The 16,934-nt window shown below is 73.1% G+C and carries 17 protein-coding genes and 1 tRNA gene; 7 read left to right on the top strand and 11 right to left on the bottom strand.

Annotated features, from left to right (window positions below):
• Nucleotides 1–34 precede the first annotated feature (34 nt).
• A complete protein-coding gene (locus ACGFT2_RS29965; protein ID WP_393284631.1) occupies nt 35–400 on the top strand; it encodes an ATP-binding protein in 366 nt (121 codons plus the stop codon).
• 66 nt (nt 401–466) lie between these two features.
• Here ACGFT2_RS29965 and ACGFT2_RS29960 read toward each other — a convergent pair whose 3' ends face one another.
• Entirely contained in the window at nt 467–2,512 is a 2,046-nt protein-coding gene (locus tag ACGFT2_RS29960; protein ID WP_393284144.1) for a phosphatase PAP2 family protein, read from the bottom strand.
• 390 nt (nt 2,513–2,902) lie between these two features.
• Here ACGFT2_RS29960 and proP point away from each other — a divergent pair, with 390 nt between their 5' ends.
• Entirely contained in the window at nt 2,903–4,276 is a 1,374-nt protein-coding gene (gene proP / locus ACGFT2_RS29955; RefSeq protein ID WP_393284142.1) for a glycine betaine/L-proline transporter ProP, read from the top strand.
• A gap of 217 nt (nt 4,277–4,493) precedes the next feature.
• The gene (locus ACGFT2_RS29950; RefSeq protein WP_393284140.1) at nt 4,494–5,165 is read left to right on the top strand and encodes an O-methyltransferase; all 672 of its coding nucleotides are present in this window, start codon (nt 4,494–4,496) and stop codon (nt 5,163–5,165) included.
• Between the two features lie 134 nt (nt 5,166–5,299).
• On the opposite strand, the gene ACGFT2_RS29945 is transcribed toward ACGFT2_RS29950, so the two are convergent.
• A complete protein-coding gene (locus ACGFT2_RS29945; protein WP_393284137.1) occupies nt 5,300–5,692 on the bottom strand; it encodes a hypothetical protein in 393 nt (130 codons plus the stop codon).
• Between the two features lie 123 nt (nt 5,693–5,815).
• Here ACGFT2_RS29945 and ACGFT2_RS29940 point away from each other — a divergent pair, with 123 nt between their 5' ends.
• On the top strand, nt 5,816–6,250 hold the full coding sequence (locus tag ACGFT2_RS29940; RefSeq protein ID WP_393284134.1) for a DUF1992 domain-containing protein: 435 nt from the start codon (nt 5,816–5,818) through the stop codon (nt 6,248–6,250).
• On the opposite strand, the gene ACGFT2_RS29935 is transcribed toward ACGFT2_RS29940, so the two are convergent.
• The 5 genes from ACGFT2_RS29935 to ACGFT2_RS29915 form a co-directional block, all read right to left on the bottom strand.
• A complete protein-coding gene (locus ACGFT2_RS29935) occupies nt 6,239–7,438 on the bottom strand; it encodes a hypothetical protein (RefSeq protein WP_393284131.1) in 1,200 nt (399 codons plus the stop codon). The two genes, ACGFT2_RS29940 and ACGFT2_RS29935, sit on opposite strands and share 12 nt — an antisense overlap.
• 5 nt (nt 7,439–7,443) lie before the next feature.
• Entirely contained in the window at nt 7,444–8,160 is a 717-nt protein-coding gene (locus tag ACGFT2_RS29930; RefSeq protein WP_393284128.1) for a hypothetical protein, read from the bottom strand.
• Between the two features lie 236 nt (nt 8,161–8,396).
• A complete protein-coding gene (locus tag ACGFT2_RS29925) occupies nt 8,397–10,439 on the bottom strand; it encodes a DHA2 family efflux MFS transporter permease subunit (RefSeq protein WP_393284126.1) in 2,043 nt (680 codons plus the stop codon).
• Between the two features lie 226 nt (nt 10,440–10,665).
• Entirely contained in the window at nt 10,666–11,334 is a 669-nt protein-coding gene (locus ACGFT2_RS29920; RefSeq protein ID WP_393284124.1) for an HAD-IA family hydrolase, read from the bottom strand.
• A gap of 181 nt (nt 11,335–11,515) precedes the next feature.
• Nucleotides 11,516–12,097 (bottom strand): TMEM165/GDT1 family protein, encoded by a 582-nt coding sequence (locus ACGFT2_RS29915; protein ID WP_393284121.1) that lies wholly within the window; start codon nt 12,095–12,097, stop codon nt 11,516–11,518.
• 384 nt (nt 12,098–12,481) lie between these two features.
• On the opposite strand from ACGFT2_RS29915, the gene ACGFT2_RS29910 reads away from it, so the two are divergent.
• Entirely contained in the window at nt 12,482–13,126 is a 645-nt protein-coding gene (locus tag ACGFT2_RS29910) for an HNH endonuclease family protein (RefSeq protein WP_393284118.1), read from the top strand.
• 200 nt (nt 13,127–13,326) lie between these two features.
• Here ACGFT2_RS29910 and ACGFT2_RS29905 read toward each other — a convergent pair whose 3' ends face one another.
• The 3 genes from ACGFT2_RS29905 to ACGFT2_RS29895 form a co-directional block, all read right to left on the bottom strand.
• Entirely contained in the window at nt 13,327–13,941 is a 615-nt protein-coding gene (locus ACGFT2_RS29905) for a DedA family protein (protein WP_393284115.1), read from the bottom strand.
• Between the two features lie 136 nt (nt 13,942–14,077).
• Nucleotides 14,078–14,422 (bottom strand): hypothetical protein, encoded by a 345-nt coding sequence (locus ACGFT2_RS29900; protein ID WP_393284112.1) that lies wholly within the window; start codon nt 14,420–14,422, stop codon nt 14,078–14,080.
• Between the two features lie 130 nt (nt 14,423–14,552).
• Entirely contained in the window at nt 14,553–15,452 is a 900-nt protein-coding gene (locus ACGFT2_RS29895) for a ketopantoate reductase family protein (RefSeq protein ID WP_393284109.1), read from the bottom strand.
• A gap of 93 nt (nt 15,453–15,545) precedes the next feature.
• Here ACGFT2_RS29895 and ACGFT2_RS29890 point away from each other — a divergent pair, with 93 nt between their 5' ends.
• Together ACGFT2_RS29890 and ACGFT2_RS29885 are read left to right on the top strand one after the other, a co-directional pair.
• Nucleotides 15,546–15,788 carry a DUF2277 domain-containing protein gene (locus ACGFT2_RS29890; RefSeq protein WP_393284106.1) on the top strand — a complete coding sequence of 81 codons (243 nt, stop codon included), beginning with the start codon at nt 15,546–15,548 and terminating at the stop codon, nt 15,786–15,788.
• A gap of 416 nt (nt 15,789–16,204) precedes the next feature.
• Entirely contained in the window at nt 16,205–16,660 is a 456-nt protein-coding gene (locus tag ACGFT2_RS29885; protein WP_393284103.1) for a DoxX family protein, read from the top strand.
• Nucleotides 16,661–16,741: 81 nt separating this feature from the next.
• On the opposite strand, the gene ACGFT2_RS29880 is transcribed toward ACGFT2_RS29885, so the two are convergent.
• Nucleotides 16,742–16,813: transfer RNA gene (locus ACGFT2_RS29880), tRNA-Val, on the bottom strand.
• Nucleotides 16,814–16,934: the final 121 nt, after the last annotated feature.

Raw genomic sequence — 16,934 nt, 5'->3', positions numbered from 1 at the left:
GAACCTGAACATTCCCCGCACCCCCCAGTACCGCATGCAGCTCACCGTCGGAGAGCACTCCGTACGGCACGTCCGCCGGATCGTCCGCTCGCTGGTGGGCGAGTGGGAACTGCCGGACCTGCTCTTCGCCGTCGAACTGGGCGTCAGCGAGCTGGTCTCCAACGTCGTCCGGCACGTGCCCGACCGGCGCTGCACCCTCGTCGTGGCACGGCGGACCGCGGGCGTGCGGGTGGAGGTGAGCGACGGGTTCGACCGGCTCCCGAGGTCCCCGGGCGAGATGGACCCGCAGGCGGAGGGCGGACGGGGGCTCGCCCTGCTCGATCTCGTGGTCGGCAAGTGGGGCGTGGCCCCGCGGGCCGGGGGCGGCAAGACGGTCTGGTTCGAGTGCGGAGAGCGATGACCGGCGGGTGCGGAGAGCGGCGGCCGGCCGGTGCGGCGAGCAATTGCCGGCGAGCCGGCCGGGCCGTCAGCCGTCGCCGCTGCCGCTGCCGACGGGCACTTCGCCCGGCTCCCGGGCGCCCGCCGCCGCTTTCACCGTCCGGGCCCGCGGGCCCTGGAAGACGTACGACAGGCCGAAGCCCGCGCCCACGGCCACCGCGCCGCCGACCGCGTCCAGCACCCAGTGGTTGCCGGTGGCGACGATGGCGGAGACGGTGAAGAGGGGGTGCAGGAGGCCGAGTACCTTCATCCACCACTTCGGGGCGATGACCGCGATGACCACCCCGCACCACAGCGACCAGCCGAAGTGCAGGGACGGCATCGCCGCGTACTGGTTGGTGAGCGCGGTCAGGGTGCCGTAGTCCGGCTGGGAGAAGTCCTGCACGCCGTGGACGGTGTCGATCATGCCGAGCGACGGCATCAGGCGCGGCGGGGCCAGCGGGAAGAGCCAGAAGCCGATCAGGGCGAGGAAGGTGGTGAAGCCGAGGGAGGCGCGGGCCCAGCGGTAGTCGACGGGGCGGCGCCAGTACAGGACGGCGAGGACGCTCAGCGGGACGACGAAGTGGAAGGACTCGTAGTAGAAGTCGAAGAACTCCCGCAGCCAGCCGATCTTCACGACGGCGTGGTTGACCGCGTGCTCGATGTCGATGTGCAGGAACCGCTCGGCGTCCAGGATCAGGTGGCCGTGGTGCTCGGCGGCCGCCCGGCCCTCGGAGTTGCTGCCGCCGGTCGCGGCCAGGCGCACCTGCTGGTAGGCCGCGTACGTGACGCGGAGCAGGAGCAGTTCCAGGAGCAGGTTGGGGCGGGTGAGCACGCGGCGCAGGAAGGGCAGCAGCGGGACGCGGCCGAAGCGGGCCGGGACCTGCGGGGCGTGTTCCGCGGGGACCGGTGCCCGGTAGTACGGCGAGGTGCGGGACAGGAAGGGGACGGCGGTGGCGGCGGCCACGGCCGCGAGCAGGACGAGGTTGTCCCGCAGCGGGTACATGGCCGCCATGTTCGGCAGCATCATCTTCGCCGGGAGCGTGGTCACCAGGAGCACGGCCACCGGCCAGACGTAACGGTCGGAGGCGCGCCTGCCGACCCGGCCGACCACCGCGAGCGACACCCACAGCAGCTGGTGCTGCCAGGCGGTGGGAGAGGCTACGATCGCCGCACAGCCGGTGAGGGCGACGGCGAGCAGCAGCTGGCCGTCACGGGCGTAGCGGACGGCCCGGCGCAGGGCGAGGACGGCGACGGAGACCGCCAGGAACAGGAAGAGGCCGATCTCCAGCGGGCCGGTGAGGTCCAGGCGGAGCAGGGCGCCGTGCAGGGACTGGTTGCCGAGGGCGTCCGCCTGGCCGCCGAGGCCCACGCCGGCCAGGTGGTGCACCCAGTAGGTGTGGGAGTCGTGCGGCATCGCCGCCCAGGCGAGTGCGGTGCAGGCGGCGAAGACGGCGGCCGTGTCGAGCGCGGCCTTGCGGCGGCCGGTGAACCACAGCAGCGGGGCGAACAGCAGCAGCGGCGGCTGCAGGGCCGCGGCCAGGCCCGTGCACAGGCCGCTCGCGCGTTCCCCGCGCACGGTGAAGCAGCCGAGCAGGACGAGCAGCACCGGCATGATGCTGGTCTGGCCGAGCCACAGGGTGTTGCGGACCGGCAGCGAGAGCATGAGCAGGCTGATGGCGACCGGGGCGGCGAGCAGGGAGGTGCGGCGGCCGACCGGCCGGGGCAGCGCGCGGGCGGCGATCAGACCGAGGACGACGACCAGCAGCAGGGTGCCGAACGTCCAGCCCCAGCCGAGGGCCGCCTGCGCGGAGCGCGTGAGCGGCTTGAGGACCAGGCCGGCGAAGGGGGTGCCGGTGAACTGCGTCGAGTCGTAGAGCGAGCCCTTGAGGTGCAGGACGCCCTCGGGGCCGACCCAGGTCTCGAGGTCGGTGAGCCGCTCACCGCTCGGGGTGGTCAGGACGGCGGCGTACTGCCGTACCGCGAGGATCGCGGCCACCGCCCACAGCGCGAGACGGGCCGCCCGCAGGCGTGCTCCGGCCTCGTCCGGTGCGAAGACATCCGTAGGTCGCCCGCCGTGCTCCACGTTCGCCACGCCCCGCCGGCCTCCCGCCCCTCTTCCCCGCACCCGCTGGGTGCCGGGTTCCCTGCGCGAACCCTTAGAGGCTCGCAGACCTTCCTGGGAAGGACGCGGGCCACCCCCGCTTCACCTGACATCCGCCCGCTTTTGTCCGAAAGGCCATGGCCCGGAAGTGGCCGGGTTGCACCGGCGGGGGGCGAGAAGCATCACACCGAGCAGCAGGAATGGCAGTGCGTGAGCGGGCAGTCATACCTGCGTATGCGCTGTTTAGCTGCACTGTGCATCGAATCGCGTACATGACGTAATCGGCCGAACAGCACCTATGGTCACTTTTCGGCCCGATTCTCGGCAGCGCCGCCGCCGGGCCGCGTACCTGTCCCCGTCGAAAGGTAGGCGAGCCTCGTTTTGGCGACCGTCACAGCCGTCACCCCGCCGCTGAAGGCCCACCGGGCCACCGAAGCCCGTGACGTCACCGTCACCGACCCCGCGCTCGTCAAGCGCGCCGTGAAGGCGGCGGCGCTCGGCAACGCGATGGAATGGTTCGACTTCGGCGTCTACAGCTACATCGCGGTCACCCTGGGCAAGGTCTTCTTCCCCTCCGGCAACCCGACCGCGCAGCTGCTGTCGACCTTCGGCGCCTTCGCCGCGGCCTTCCTGGTCCGGCCCCTCGGTGGCATGGTCTTCGGCCCGCTGGGCGACCGTGTGGGCCGCCAGAAGGTTCTCGCCATCACGATGATCATGATGGCGGTCGGCACGTTCGCGATCGGCCTGATCCCGTCGTACGCCACCATCGGCGTCGGCGCGCCGCTGCTCCTGCTCGCCGCCCGCCTGGTGCAGGGCTTCTCCACCGGTGGTGAGTACGCGGGCGCGTCCACGTTCATCGCCGAGTACGCGCCGGACAAGAAGCGCGGCTTCTTCGGGAGCTGGCTGGAGTTCGGCACGCTCGCCGGTTACATCGGCGGCGCGGGTCTGGTCACCCTGATGACGGCGCTGCTCTCCTCGGACGACCTCACCTCGTGGGGCTGGCGCATCCCGTTCCTGATCGCGGGCCCGATGGGCATCATCGGCCTCTATCTGCGGATGCGCCTGGAGGAGACCCCGGCGTTCGCCGCCGAGGTCGAGAAGGCGGAGGCCGACCGGCCGAAGGTGCCGCTGCGCGAGCTGGTCTCGGGCCAGTGGAAGGCGCTGCTGCTGTGCATGGGCCTGGTGCTGGTCTTCAACGTCACCGACTACATGCTGCTGTCGTACATGCCGAGCTACCTCACCAGTGAGCTGAAGTACGACGAGACGCACGGTCTGCTGGTCGTGCTCGGCGTGATGGCCCTGATGATGATCGTCCAGCCGTTCGCGGGCGCCCTGACCGACCGGGTCGGCCGCCGCCCGGTGATCGCGGCGGGCTGCGCGGGCTTCCTCTTCCTCTCCATCCCGGCGCTGCTGCTGATCCGGCAGGGCAGCCTGCTCGCGGTCGGGCTGGGCATGGGTGCGCTGGGCATGCTGCTGGTCTGCTTCACGGCGGCCATGCCGGCCGCGCTTCCCGCGCTCTTCCCGACCCGGGTGCGCTACGGCTCCCTGTCCATCGGCTTCAACGTGTCCGTGTCCCTGTTCGGTGGTACGACTCCGCTGGTCGTGACCGCGTTGATCGGGGCCACGGGGAACATGATGATGCCCGCGTACTACATGATGGCCGCTGCCGTCGTGGGCGGCTTCGCGGTGTGGCGGATGGCCGAGTGTGCGGGGCGGCCGCTGCCGGGGTCCGCGCCGGCGGTGGAACAGCGGTAGGGCGGGTCCGCGGGCGGCTCGCGCCGTAGGGGTGCGGGCCGGCTGCCGGGTGCGGGTCCGTCGTGGCCGGTCGCGCGGTTCCCCGCGCCCCCGGGGATTCGCGTCGTAGGACCGCGTAGCCGTATTCGATCTGCCCGTTCGGGGTGTTCGGCTGAGATGATCGGCGTGGGCAGGGCCGAGAAGCCTCGGGAAGACACTCGGGAAAGGCAGCAGGCGCATGAGCGGGTCGCAGCTCTGGGACGACGTCGACGACTACTTCATCACCCAACTCTCCCCGGACGACGAGGCGCTTCGAGCGGCGCTGCGGGAGAGCGAGGCCGCCGGGCTGCCACCCATCGGCGTCACGGCCGCGCAGGGCAAGTTCCTGCAGCTGCTCGCGCAGGTGCAGGGCGCCCGTGCGATCCTGGAGATCGGCACGCTCGGCGGGTACAGCACGATCTGGCTGGCCCGCGCGCTGCCCGAGGACGGCAGGCTGGTCTCGCTGGAGTACAGCGCCAAGCACGCCGAGGTGGCCACCCGGAACATCGCCCGGGCGGGCCTGGAGCGGATCGCCGAGGTGCGGGTGGGCCCGGCCCTGGAGTCGCTGCCCAAGCTCGCCGACGAGAACCCGGCCCCCTTCGACCTGGTCTTCATCGACGCCGACAAGGCCAACAACGGGCACTACGTGGAGTGGGCGCTGCGGCTCACCCGCGCGGGCAGCATCATCGTCGTGGACAACGTGGTGCGCGAGGGCCGCGTCGCCGACGCGAGCAGCACCGCGCCGGACGTGGCCGGCACCCGCACCGCGATCGAACTGATCGCCACGCACCCCCGGTTGGACGGCACGGCGATCCAGACGGTCGGCCAGAAGGGCTACGACGGCTTCGCACTGGCCCGGGTGCTGGGCTGAGCCCTCCGCGGCGACGGGGTACACCCGCCGTGGGCCCGCACCTCGTGGGCCCGACGCCCCGGCCCGCACCTCGTGGGCCCGCACCCCGGGGCCCACACCTCGCGGCCCACACCTCGTGGCTCACACCTCGTGGCTCACACCTCGTGGAAGAAGCCCACGTTGACGCTGCGTGGCGCGGTGCGGTCCTGGACGACGACCTCGCCGGACCCGCCGTGCGGCAGCGGCACGATGGCCCCGTAGGCGAGGGGCTGCGTGTACTGCCCGACGATCAGCCGCACTTCGGACGCCGGGTCGGCCTGCGAACCGCGCAGCCAGGTCAGTTGCCAGCCGCCGTCGGGGCCGCACCGGAACTCCAGGTGGACACGGGAGAGGAAGAGCCAGTCCTCGGGGGTGGCCAGCCGGCACAGCGCGGCGTCCCGGCCGACCCGCAGGACGGCGCCGGGCTCGCTGGGCGCCTCGGCCATCGTCATGCCGGCCGTGGCGCCCGCGTCGGCCCCCGAGACGGTGGCCATGGTGAGTTCGAGCACGCGTGTTCCCCCCGAAGCAGCGCAGCGGCTGCGGCATCCGAAAGTACGGGTGCGGGGGCCGGATCACCCACCGCCGCCGCATGATAAAACGCCCGGCCGGGTCGCGTCCGGCACAATGGGCACATGACCGAGCGAAAGCCACCGGGTGTGCCGTTCGAGTCCTGGGTCGACAAGCAGATCCGCGACGCGCAGGCACGCGGCGAGTTCGAGCGGCTGCCGGGGGCGGGCCGGCCGCTGCCGGCGGAGGTCGACTCCGGCTACGACGAACTGTGGTGGATCAAGCGGAAGATGGCGCGCGAGGGGCTGGCCGTGCTGCCGCCCGCCCTGGCTCTGCGCAAGGAGGCCGAGGACGCGCTGCAGGCGGCGTACGCGGCCCCCTCGGAGCGGATCGCGCGGAAGATCGTCGAGGACGTGAACGTCAAGATCCGCGACATGATGTTCAAGCCTCCGCCCGGCCCTCCGCTGGGCAGGAAGCCGTACGACGTCGAGGACGTCGTACGCGAATGGCGGCAGCGCAGGGCTGCCGCCATGGGGGACGAGTCGGGGTCAGCCCTGTAGCAGGTGGCCGGCCAGCTCGCGGTAGTCGCGCAGGGCGAGGCGGAGTTGCTCGGTGTCGGTGTCGGTACCGGGCCCGTTCTCCTCGGCACCCTCCCAGGACCTGCGCAGGGTGTGACGCCGCCGGGTCACGGCCTCGGTGAACCGTGCGGTGAGCTCCTCCAGCGCCCGGTCGGCCTCCTCCACCGCGCCTCGGGGCTCGTCCACGAAGCCGGCGACCACCTGCCGCATCCGCTGCTCCCACTGGTCCGCCTCGTCGTGCGGCAGCAGCGGGGCACCGGCGCCCGAGGTGGCGGCGCCGGTCCCGGTGCCTGCGGCGGAGACGGCGCCCGTGCCCGGGGCCGCGGTCCCGCCGGCGGCCGCGTAGTCACCACGTCCGCCACCGGCCTCGTAGTCACCACGTCCGCCACCGGCCGCGTACTCACCACGTCCGCCACCGGCCGCGTACTCACCACGTCCGCCACCGGCCGCGTAGTCGCCACGTCCGCCGCCGGCCGCGTACTCGGTGCCCTCACCGGCGTACGCGGCACCGAGCCCGTCGTCCGGCATCCGCCGCTCCTCGTACGTCCCCGCTCCCCTGCCGGGTGCGGGTGGCGTGTCCACTCCCAGATCCTCGGTGCCCGGGCGCAGGCCCTCGGAGCCGTGCGGCCGGCCGTGCGTCCCGGAGCCCGGGCCCGCGGCGTCACCGGAGACGGGCATGCCCGCCGGTCCCGGCGGTGCCGGCGGCTGCGTCGCGTCCGCCGGCATCCGGTCGCCGGCCGTCAGGCCATCACGCGGCATGCGATCGTCGGCCGTCGGACCGCCGCGCTGCATGCGGTCGTCGGCTTCGAGGCCGTCCCGCGCTATCCGGTCGTCCATGAGGCGGTCGTCCGAGACGCGGTCGTCCGCCAAGCCGTCGCGGGGTATCCGGTCGTCGGCCGTCAGGCCCTCCCGGCCGGGACCCGTCGAGCCCGGCATCCGGCCGCTCGCACCCTCGCCCGCCAGGCGGCCGCTCGTTCCTTCGCGGGGCGTCCGGCCCGCGTTCCCGGGCGGCATTCCCTCACCCGGTTCCCCGGGCGGCCACTCCGGGCCGCCCTCGCCCGGCAGCCGGCGGCCCGCCGCCTCCTCCGGTGCCCTCTCGTCGTCCGGTGCCGGCGCGAAGCGCCCGGAGGCGTACCGCTCGTCGCCGGAGCCACTGGTCCTGTCCTTCATGACGCTCAACTCTCCTTCGGTCGGCTCCTGTGGAGGGCCCACGGCGCATGGGAGCGGGCGTGGGGGCGGCTACCGGGGGTGTCCGCGGTGCCGGTGGTGGTGCCGGTGGTGGTGTCGGCGGTCCCGGCCGTGCCGGAGGCCGCGCGGTGCCGCCCGGCGTCGGTGCCGGGGCTGGTCAGGTCGTCGAAGAGGGCACGGGCCCCGATCAGGGCCGTCCGCATCTCCTCGGTGCCGGCGCCGGCCGCGCTCGCGCCGCCGCTCGTCCCGGCGCGGGAGACCCGGTGGACCTGCCGGTAGCCGTCGACGTGATCGGCGTGGTGCACGGACAGCGCGGCGAACTGCTCCTCGTACTGGCCCCCGTCGGGGTAGCCGCGGACGGCGGCAAGTTCCGCGAGCAGCCGGTCGGCCTCGGCCACCGCCTCCCGGGGCGAGTCGACGAAGCGCTCCTGGACGGCCGTCCAGCGGGCCGCGTACCGCTCCCTGCTTTCGCTATCCAGCGGACGTTCCCGCAGGTCACCGTGGCGTTCGACGCGTGCGGTCAGCTCCCGTTCGGCGGCCTTGGCGTCCCCGTCGTGCCGGGCCACGGTCCGCTCGTACTCGGGTCCGAAGCGCCGCTTCAGGCTCGGCCCGCCGCGCCGGGTGCGGCCGAACGCCAGGGCGGCCGCACCGACGACCACGACCGCCGCGATCACGATCAGCAAGATGATCAGGCCTGTGGACATGGTTGCCTTCCCCTCGGACCGGCCCCACTGGCCGGCATACCTTCCGGGTGACCCGGAAGTCAGGCCACAAACGGCGCCCGTGGCGCGAAGCCCGCACCGGCCGGCGGACCGGGCGGCGTTCCGGATGTCCGGTTGCGCGGGGTGTGCGCCGGATGCCGGGAACGGCCGGCGTGCCGTGGTCGATCACCCCGGAGCCGTACGGCTCCCCGGCCGCACTCCGGTGGCGGCGGACCGCGTCAACCGGTCTTCGCGACCGTGCTGTCGTGCGGGCGTTCGCGTGCGGAGCCGCACAGCTCGCCGGACAGCTCCCTGACCAGTCGTCTCAGGTCGGCGGGGCGGCCCGGCGACTGCCACCAGTCGCCGAGCAGTTCGGCCAGCGACTCCTCACGGGCGGCGGCCAGCCGGTCGGCGACCTCGCGGCCGGACGCGGTCAGCACCAGGTCCAGGCCCCGGCGTTCGGCCAGCCGCCGCTCCTCGACCTGGCGGGCGGCGGCCATGACCACCTGCAGCGGTACGGGGCTGCGCTCGGCGAGCACGCCGGGCTCGACCGAGCCGTACCTGCGCACGCGCAGCAGCAGCCAGCTGGCCGCGGGCTGCAGGTCGTAGCCCGCCCGCTCGGTGATCGTCCGGTAGATCTCGTGGCGGCCCTCCCGGGTGGCGAGCACCGACAGGGCGCGGCGCACCTCGTCGTAGGAGGAGCGCTGCACGGGGTTGGGCGGGATGGTCTCGGAGGCCTCGGGCGCGGTGACCGAGCCGCGCAGCGGGTCCTCCTTGAGGAACCAGGCCAGCAGGAAGCCGAGCAGGGCGACGGGTGCGGCGTAGAGGAAGACGTCGGTGATGGCGGACGCGTAGGCGTGCAGGGCCACCGGGCGCAGCGCCGGGGGCAGCGCGGAGATGCCCCGCGGGTCGGCCTCGAGCGTGTCGGCCGTGGCGCCGGGCGGCAGGCTCACCCCGCGGAAGGCGGCCGTGAGCTTGTCGCCGAGGCGGCTCGCGAAGACCGTGCCGAAGATCGCGACGCCGAAGGAGGCGCCGATGGAGCGGAAGAAGGTCGCGCCCGAGGTGGCGACGCCGAGGTCCTCGTAGGAGACCGCGTTCTGCACGATGAGCACCAGGACCTGCATCACCAGGCCGAGTCCGAGACCGAAGACGAAGAAGTACACGCTCATCTGGGCGGTGGAGCTGAACTCGTCGAGCTGGTGCAGCAGGAGCAGGCCGATGGCGGTGACGGCCGTGCCGGTCACCGGGAAGACCTTCCAGCGGCCGGTGCGGCTGACGATCTGCCCCGACACCGTGGAGGACAGCAGGAGCCCGATCACCATGGGCAGCATGTGCACGCCGGACAGGGTCGGGGAGATGCCGTGCACGACCTGCAGGAAGGTGGGCAGGTAGGTCATCGCGCCGAACATGGCGAAGCCGACGATGAAGCTGATGAGGGCGGCGAGCGTGAAGGTGCGGATGCCGAACAGCCGGAGCGGCAGCACGGGTTCGGCGGCCCGGCGCTCCACGGCGACGAAGGCCACGGCGAGCAGGACGCCCAGCACGGCCAGCCCGACGATCTGTGCCGAGCCCCAGGCCCAGGTGGTGCCGCCGAGCGAGGCGACGAGGACCAGGCAGGTGGCGACGGCGGCGATCAGGAACGTGCCGAGGTAGTCGATGACGTGGCGGGCGGTGTGGCGCGGGATGTGCAGGGCGGTGGCGATCACGGCGAGCGCGACGATGCCGACCGGCAGGTTGACGTAGAACACCCAGCGCCAGCTCAGGTGCTGCGTGAACAGCCCGCCGAGGAGCGGTCCGAGCACGCTGGTCGCGCCGAAGACGGCACCGAACAGGCCCTGGTACCGGCCGCGGTCGCGGGGTGGCACGATGTCGCCGACGATCGCCATGGACAGCACGATCAGTCCGCCGCCGCCGAGGCCCTGCAGGGCCCGGAAGCCGATGAGCTGGGGCATGTTCTGCGCCATGCCGCACAGCGCCGAGCCGATCAGGAAGATCACGATGGCGGCCTGGAAGAGCCGCTTGCGGCCGTACTGGTCCCCGAGCTTGCCCCAGAGCGGGGTGGCGGCGGTCGAGGCCAGCAGGTAGGCGGTGACCACCCAGGACAGGTGCTCCAGGCCGCCGAGGTCGCTGACGATGGTGGGCAGTGCGGTCGACACGATGGTCTGGTCGAGCGCGGCGAGCAGCAGCCCCAGCAGGAGGGCGCCGATCGAGACGTACACGTTGCCGGTGACGTGCTCGCCGGCGTCCACGTCCTTCGCCGTACCGTGCGTGTCCAGGGCCATGGAGACCTCCCGGGCTCGGGTGCACCTTCCATCGTGATCGGTGTCACCGCTTACGGCCTCCCGAGCCCTTCGGGTGTGCGGGAGATCCGCACAGTCCCGGTAGCTCTCGGGGGGCTTCCGGGTTCAGTGGGAGGGGCGAACGCGCGAGTGAGTCCGAGGGGCGCGGCTGTCCGGAGTGCGGGGCGCCGCGGGGACCGGGCCGCAGGGCACCGGCGGCATCGCGCGGTCAGCCGATGCTCAGCCGGATCGTTCCGCCGGGCAGGGTGCCGACGGTGATCCGGGTCAGGTCCTCCACCGTGACGTCGGGGCCGTGGACGCCGGCGCGCGGGCCGACGCCGACCACCCGCATGCCCGCGGCGCGCCCCGCCGCGATGCCGGCGCCGGAGTCCTCGAAGACGATGCAGTCGGCCGGGTCGACGCCCAGCTCGGCCGCCCCCTTGAGGAAGCCCTCGGGATCGGGCTTGCTCGCCCCCACCGACTCGGCGGTGACCCGGATGCCGGGCAGCGGCAGCCCGGCGGCCTTCATGCGGGCGGTGGACAGGGCGACGTCGGCGGAGGTCACCAGGGCGTGCGGGAGACCGCGCAGGGAGGCGAGGAAGGCGGCCGCGCCGGGGACCTCGACCACGCCGTCGGTGTCGGCGGTCTCCTCGGCGAGCATGCGGGCGTTGTCCGCGAGGTTCTGCTCCACCGGCCGGCCGGGCAGCAGGACGGCCATGGAGGCGTGCCCCTGACGGCCGTGCACGACCTTCATCACCTCGTCGCCGTCCAGCCCGTGCCGCTCGGCCCAGCTCCGCCAGATCCGCTCGACCACCGCGTCCGAGTTGACGAGGGTGCCGTCCATGTCGAGCAGCAGGGCACGGGCGGTCAGGACGGTGGGCGTGGCGGTGGCCGTCATCGGCAGCTCCAATTGCGAAGGACCCCGAGGCCGGAAGGGACGAGGCGGCCCCGGCCGGAAGGACAAGGCGGCCCCGCCCGCCGGTCAGGGAAAACGGGCGGGAGCCACTTTGTTTCTCCACGGTACAAAACCGGGGGCCCATCCGCCACCGCCCGCGTCACGGCTTCACCCGGCGTTCGGCTCAGCCGGCCACGGCCTCGTACAGACTCCACACGCCTAGCCCCAGCATCAGCAGCGCCGCGATCTGCGTGATCAGCCGCAGTGGCACCCGCTTCATCAGGGCCTTTCCGCCCACGATGCCGAGTCCGGCGACCGCCCACAGGCCCAGCACGGCGCCGAGACCGACGGAGATCGGGTCGTCGTAGCGAGCGGCGAGGTTGGCGGTCATGATCTGGGTGAGGTCGCCGAACTCGGCGACCAGGATGAGCATGAAGCCCGTACCCGCGACCTTCCAGAAGGACTGGTCGGCGGGCTTCCTGATCTCCTCGTCGTCCTCGTCCTTCTTCAGCAGCAGCATCGCGGCCCCGCCGAGGAAGAGGACGCCGGTGAGGGCGTGCACGATCTGCTGCGGCAGCAGGGTCAGCACGCTGCCGGCGGCGACGGCGAGCACGACGTGCAGCAGGAAGGCGGCCGCGACGCCCGCGAAGACGTAACCGGCGCGGTAGCGGGTGCCGAGGACGAGGCCGGCGAGCGCGGTCTTGTCCGGCAGTTCGGCGAGGAAGATGACGCCGAAGACGAGCGCCGTCACGGTGATGCTGATCAAAATCCCTCAATCGGTCGGGCTGCCCCGCCGAGAGTGCGGTACGTCACGCGATGACACCTCGGCACGGCAGCGCACTCGGCGCCCGCGCCGGGGGGCACGGGCGTGCACTGCTTGCCGAAGGTCTCGCTGGCGGACCTCTCCGAGATCCGGTGGTCCGCCTCCGGGCGCCGGCTCAGGCTGGCTGAGCAGTATGTCGACGGTCCGGCGAAGAGCTACTCCCCTTCTGCGCTCCCCATCGTACGGGATGTGAAAGTTCAGCGTCGAACCTTGTCGTGTCATGAACACGTCACTAGTTTCTTACCGAGCGCTCACCCGCCGGCCACGCGGCCCCGCGAGCATTCCTTCGCTCGCGCTTCAACACCCCCACCCCACAAGGGAGTTCGCATGCCCAGGTTCTACGCGCGTCGACGGCTGAGCATACTCGCCGCCCTCACCGGGCTGCTAGCCTCCGCCGCCCTCCTCAACTCCCCGAACGCCTCCGCCGCCCTGCCCACGCCGGTCAGCGGCGCCACCGCGCGCGGCTACCTCTCCCAGCTCACCGTGGCCACCGAGAACCGGACCGGCTACAACCGCGACCTCTTCCCGCTCTGGATCACCATCTCCGGCTCCTGCAACACCCGTGAGTGGATCCTCAAGCGGGACGGTTCCAACGTCGTCACCAACTCCGCCTGCACCGCCACCAGCGGCAGCTGGTACTCCCCCTACGACGGCGCCACCTGGACCGCCGCGTCCGACCTCGACATCGACCACCTCGTGCCGCTCGCCGAGGCCTGGGACTCCGGCGCGGGCAAGTGGACCACCGCCCAGCGCCAGGCCTTCGCCAACGACGTCACCCGCCCGCAGCTCATCGCGGTCACCGACAACGTCAACCAGGCCAAGGGCGACCAGGACCCGGCCACCTGGATCCCGTCCCGCTCGGACTACGTCTGCACGTACGTCCGCGCCTGGGTGCAGGTGAAGTACTACTACAACCTCTCGGTCGACTCCGCCGAGAAGACCGCCCTCACGAAGGACCTGGCCGGCTGCTGAACGGCACGGTGAGCGGCCGGTGAGCCGCCGGCGTGACCGGGAACTCCCGGTGCGCCTCTGCGCCGCCACCGGAGGCCGCCTGGGAGCGGCCGGCCCCGCGCGGCGGCCGGGCCCGGCTCCGCCGTCCTCGGGGACGGCCGGGGCCGGGTCAGCCGGGCGCCGGGTCAGCCGGGCGCCGGGTCAGCCGGCCGGGCGGCGGGTCAGCCGGCCGGGCGGCGGCGCATCAGGTAGCCCGCCGCGGCGCCCGCCGCGAACAGCGCGGCCACCGAGACCCCGGTGGCCACCCAGGTCGCGCCCAGCCACTGGGCGCCGAAGTAGCCGAGGGCGACGCTGTAGGCGGCCCAGGAAAGTCCGGCGAGGGCGGACCAGGGCAGGAAGTCGCGGACGCGGCGATGTGCGGCGCCCGCGCAGAAGGAGACGACCGAGCGGCCGGCCGGAGCGAAGCGGGCCAGCACGACGAGCGCGCCGCCGCCCCGGGCGAAGGCGTCGCCGAGACGTTCCTGCGCGGTGGTCAGGCGGCGGGAGCGGGCTATCGCCCGGTCCAGGCGCTCACCGCCCCGCCAGGCCAGGCGGTAGGCCACCAGGTCGCCGAGGACCGAGGCCGTCGCCGCGGAGAGGATCAGGGCCAGTATGTCCGGCACCTCGTGCGGGACCTGGCCCGCCGCCGCCCCCGAACCCGCGGCCGCCGCCGTACCGGCCGTGATGACGAGCACGCCGCTCGGCAGCACCGGCAAAAACACGTCGAGAAGCACGGACAGCGCCACCACGGCATAGATCCACGGTCCGGCCGCAAGCGACCCCACGCTCTCGAACACGACGACTCCCCATCATTCCCCCGTTGACAGCCATACAGCGTACGCCGGGGGTCTGACAGCCGGTCCTCCGGGGGCTCTTGGGCCAGGAGGGAGTCCGGCCGATCCCGGGGAGGGGACCGGCCGAGGGGCTTTCGGGTCAGGCCCCGCCCCGCGGTGTCTCCTCGTGGACGTGCTTGAGCCGGGAGCGGGCCTCCATGCGGTCCGCCACCGCGACCTCGGCCCAGAAGCGGTGCGTGCTGACGAACACCGCCAGCTCGTGCTCACGGCGCCGCAGCTTCTCCACCTCGGCCTGCTCGCCGGCCGTCCAGCCGGGGGACGCGGGCCGCTCCGACCTGCGCCAGCCGGTGTCGTCGCTGAAGCCCTCGCTCGGCTCGACCGACCAGGGCAGCCGCTTGAGCAGGGCCGACAGCTCGGCCCGGACCTGATGCAGCTCCTCCTGGCCGGCGAGGAGGTCACTGGGGAATTCATAGGTCGTAGCCACGCGGCAATGGTACGCCTGTTCGATTTTGAGTAGCGAGCTCGTTCGTGGGATCGGAGGGAGATTCAGTCGAACGGGTTGCCACCGCCCCGGACGGCCGGCCGGGCCGGGCCGGGGCGGTGGCGGCGGCGCGTCAGTGACCGGCGTCCCGCAGTTCGCGTACGAGCCGTGCCGTCACCGGCACGGACACCCCGTGCCGCTCGGCCGCGCGCAGCAACGCCCCGCCGATCGCGTCGAGTTCGAGCGGCCGGCCGGCCTCGGCGTCGCGCTGCATGGACGACTTGGCGCCGGGCGGGAAGGCGTCGTACCGGGCCAGCGCCTGGGCGGGATCGGCGGGCGCACCGCAGGCGGCGCTGACGGCCGTGACCTCCGCGACCAGGTCCTGCAGTTCGTCCCGGTGGCGGGTACGGGCCTCGCCGAGCGGCAGGCCGTACCGGGTGGTGAGGAGGGCGAACGGGGCGAGGAACGCCATCTTGGCCCACAGGGCCACCGTCTCGTCGCCGACCACACGGGCGGTCGTGCCGGCGGCGGTGAGGACGGCGGCGAGCGCGTCGAGGCGGTCGCGGGGCACGCCGTCGCCGGCGAGGTCGATCTCCGTGAACGGGCTGCCGTGTTCGATCACGCCCGGCGTCAGGCGCGTGGACTCCACGCGGATCACGGCCGGCGCCACGCGATCGGGACGGAGGCGGGAGCGCAGTGCGGCGGGGTGCTCGACGCCGTTCAGCAGGGGCACGACGAGCGCGTCACCGAGGGCCGGGGCCGGGATCCGGGTGAGTGCGGCGTCGAGCGCGGTGTGCTTGACGGTGACCAGGCAGGCGTCCACCGGTTCGCGCAGCTCGGTGTCCGCCTCCACCGGGGCGGTGAACGTGCCGAACTGTGCGCTGCGGACCGTGATTCCGGTACGGCGCAGGGTGTCCGCCGTGCCGTCCCCGGCCAGGCAGATGACGCGGTGGCCGGAGCGGGAGAGAAGGGCGGCGAGGAGGCCGCCGGTGCCGCCCGGTCCGAGGACGGCCACGGTGTTCTGTGTTGCCATGAGGCTCTTCCTTTCGACGGTCGGCCCCGGGTGCCGGTGGCCGCCTTCGACGCGATCATGGCAGAGGCGCGGGGTGCGCGTGAGACTGGGGGCATGTGCCGGAGTATCAAGACGCTACGACCGCCCGCGCTCCCCGAAGAGGCCTCGGACGAGGACATCCACGCCGCCGCGCTGCAGTACGTGCGCAAGGTGTCGGGCTTCCGGGCTCCCGCGGCCCACAACCGCGAGGCCTTCGACCGCGCGGTGGACGCGGTGGCCCGGGCCACCGCGGAACTGCTCGGCGGGCTGGAGGTGCGCGGCCGTCCCGCACGGGCCCGGTCCGCGGACCGGACGTGACCACCGGGGCGCCGCGCCCGTCACTCCGCCGGTGACGCCCCACCGCCCCTCTCCGCCGCCCCTCTCCCCTCTCCGCCACCCCTCTCGCCCGTGCCGACGCGCCCACGACGACCTCGTGCGGCGCGTCTTCCGGAATGCCCGAAGGGACCGGGCGGCCAGACCCTCTGATCCACCGTCAGGCCCACTTTGCGGCGAGGAGCCGGGCTTTTGCCGCGCCGACACGGGCGCGAGCGGCGCGGCCGCCGCGCCCGCACCCCGAGCGGAAGAGCAAGCGGAACCGGCACAACGTTGGATGTTGAAGTTGCAAGTATTGATTAGGTTCACCTAACCTAGGTCTCTCGTTCGGTACCGCCGCCCCCACGGCCGGCCACCACGTCCCCGGCCGGTCCGACCGTCACCGATGAGGAGACCCCTTCATGTCCGCACGCCTCAACGCCGCTCAGCCCTATGTCATCGGGCTCTTCCGCATCGTCATCGGCCTGCTCTTCGCCGTGCACGGCGTGGCCTCGCTCTTCGGCGTGCTCGGCGGAGCCGCGGGCACGAACGGCGGCACGCTCGACGCCGGCACCTGGCCCGGCTGGTACGCGGCCGTGATCCAGCTCGTGGCCGGCGGCCTGGTGCTCCTCGGCCTCGGCACCCGCGGGGCCGCGCTGATCGCCTCGGGCTCGATGGCGTACGCCTACTTCGACGTCCACCAGCAGGCCGCCCTGTGGCCCATCCAGAACGGCGGCGAGCTGCCGGCCGTGTTCTGCTGGGCGTTCCTCCTGCTGGTCTTCACCGGTTCCGGCGCCCTGGGAGTCGACCGGCTGCTCGGCCGGCGTACGGCGGCGGACGTCGAGCCCGCCGCGGAGCGGACCCCGATAGCGGCCTGATCACACCGGCAACAGAACGGCCCCTCGGAGAATGCTCCCAGGGGCCGCTGTCCTGTCTGTGACCTCGGTGCCGGAGGCCGGTGGGCGCGGACGGTTTCGAACCGCCGACATCCTGCTTGTAAGGCAGGCGCTCTACCCCTGAGCTACGCACCCGGGACAGGTCGACAGCCTACATTGCCCCCCGGCCTGCACGGCAAACGGTTCGCCGCCGGATCGGGAGGGCCGGGGGCGCGGCGGCCGGGGCTCTCCGGTCCCGCGCGCCGCCGTCGCCCCG

This window comes from Streptomyces sp. NPDC048514, from assembly GCF_043199955.1.
Lineage (GTDB): Bacteria > Actinomycetota > Actinomycetes > Streptomycetales > Streptomycetaceae > Streptomyces.
The sequence above is the reverse complement of the archived record's forward strand: the minus strand, read 5'-3'. Positions and strand labels throughout refer to the sequence as shown.

Coding starts and splice junctions, on each gene's coding strand:
- ACGFT2_RS29890 (WP_393284106.1), top strand. CDS start 15,546: ATGTGCCGGAGTATCAAGACGCTACGACCGCCCGCGCTCCCCGAAGAG.
- ACGFT2_RS29935 (WP_393284131.1), bottom strand. CDS start 7,438: ATGAAGGACAGGACCAGTGGCTCCGGCGACGAGCGGTACGCCTCCGGG.
- ACGFT2_RS29965 (WP_393284631.1), top strand. CDS start 35: ATGCAGCTCACCGTCGGAGAGCACTCCGTACGGCACGTCCGCCGGATC.
- ACGFT2_RS29885 (WP_393284103.1), top strand. CDS start 16,205: ATGTCCGCACGCCTCAACGCCGCTCAGCCCTATGTCATCGGGCTCTTC.
- ACGFT2_RS29895 (WP_393284109.1), bottom strand. CDS start 15,452: ATGGCAACACAGAACACCGTGGCCGTCCTCGGACCGGGCGGCACCGGC.
- ACGFT2_RS29920 (WP_393284124.1), bottom strand. CDS start 11,334: ATGACGGCCACCGCCACGCCCACCGTCCTGACCGCCCGTGCCCTGCTG.
- ACGFT2_RS29950 (WP_393284140.1), top strand. CDS start 4,494: ATGAGCGGGTCGCAGCTCTGGGACGACGTCGACGACTACTTCATCACC.
- ACGFT2_RS29910 (WP_393284118.1), top strand. CDS start 12,482: ATGCCCAGGTTCTACGCGCGTCGACGGCTGAGCATACTCGCCGCCCTC.
- ACGFT2_RS29925 (WP_393284126.1), bottom strand. CDS start 10,439: ATGGCCCTGGACACGCACGGTACGGCGAAGGACGTGGACGCCGGCGAG.
- ACGFT2_RS29940 (WP_393284134.1), top strand. CDS start 5,816: ATGACCGAGCGAAAGCCACCGGGTGTGCCGTTCGAGTCCTGGGTCGAC.
- ACGFT2_RS29930 (WP_393284128.1), bottom strand. CDS start 8,160: ATGTCCACAGGCCTGATCATCTTGCTGATCGTGATCGCGGCGGTCGTG.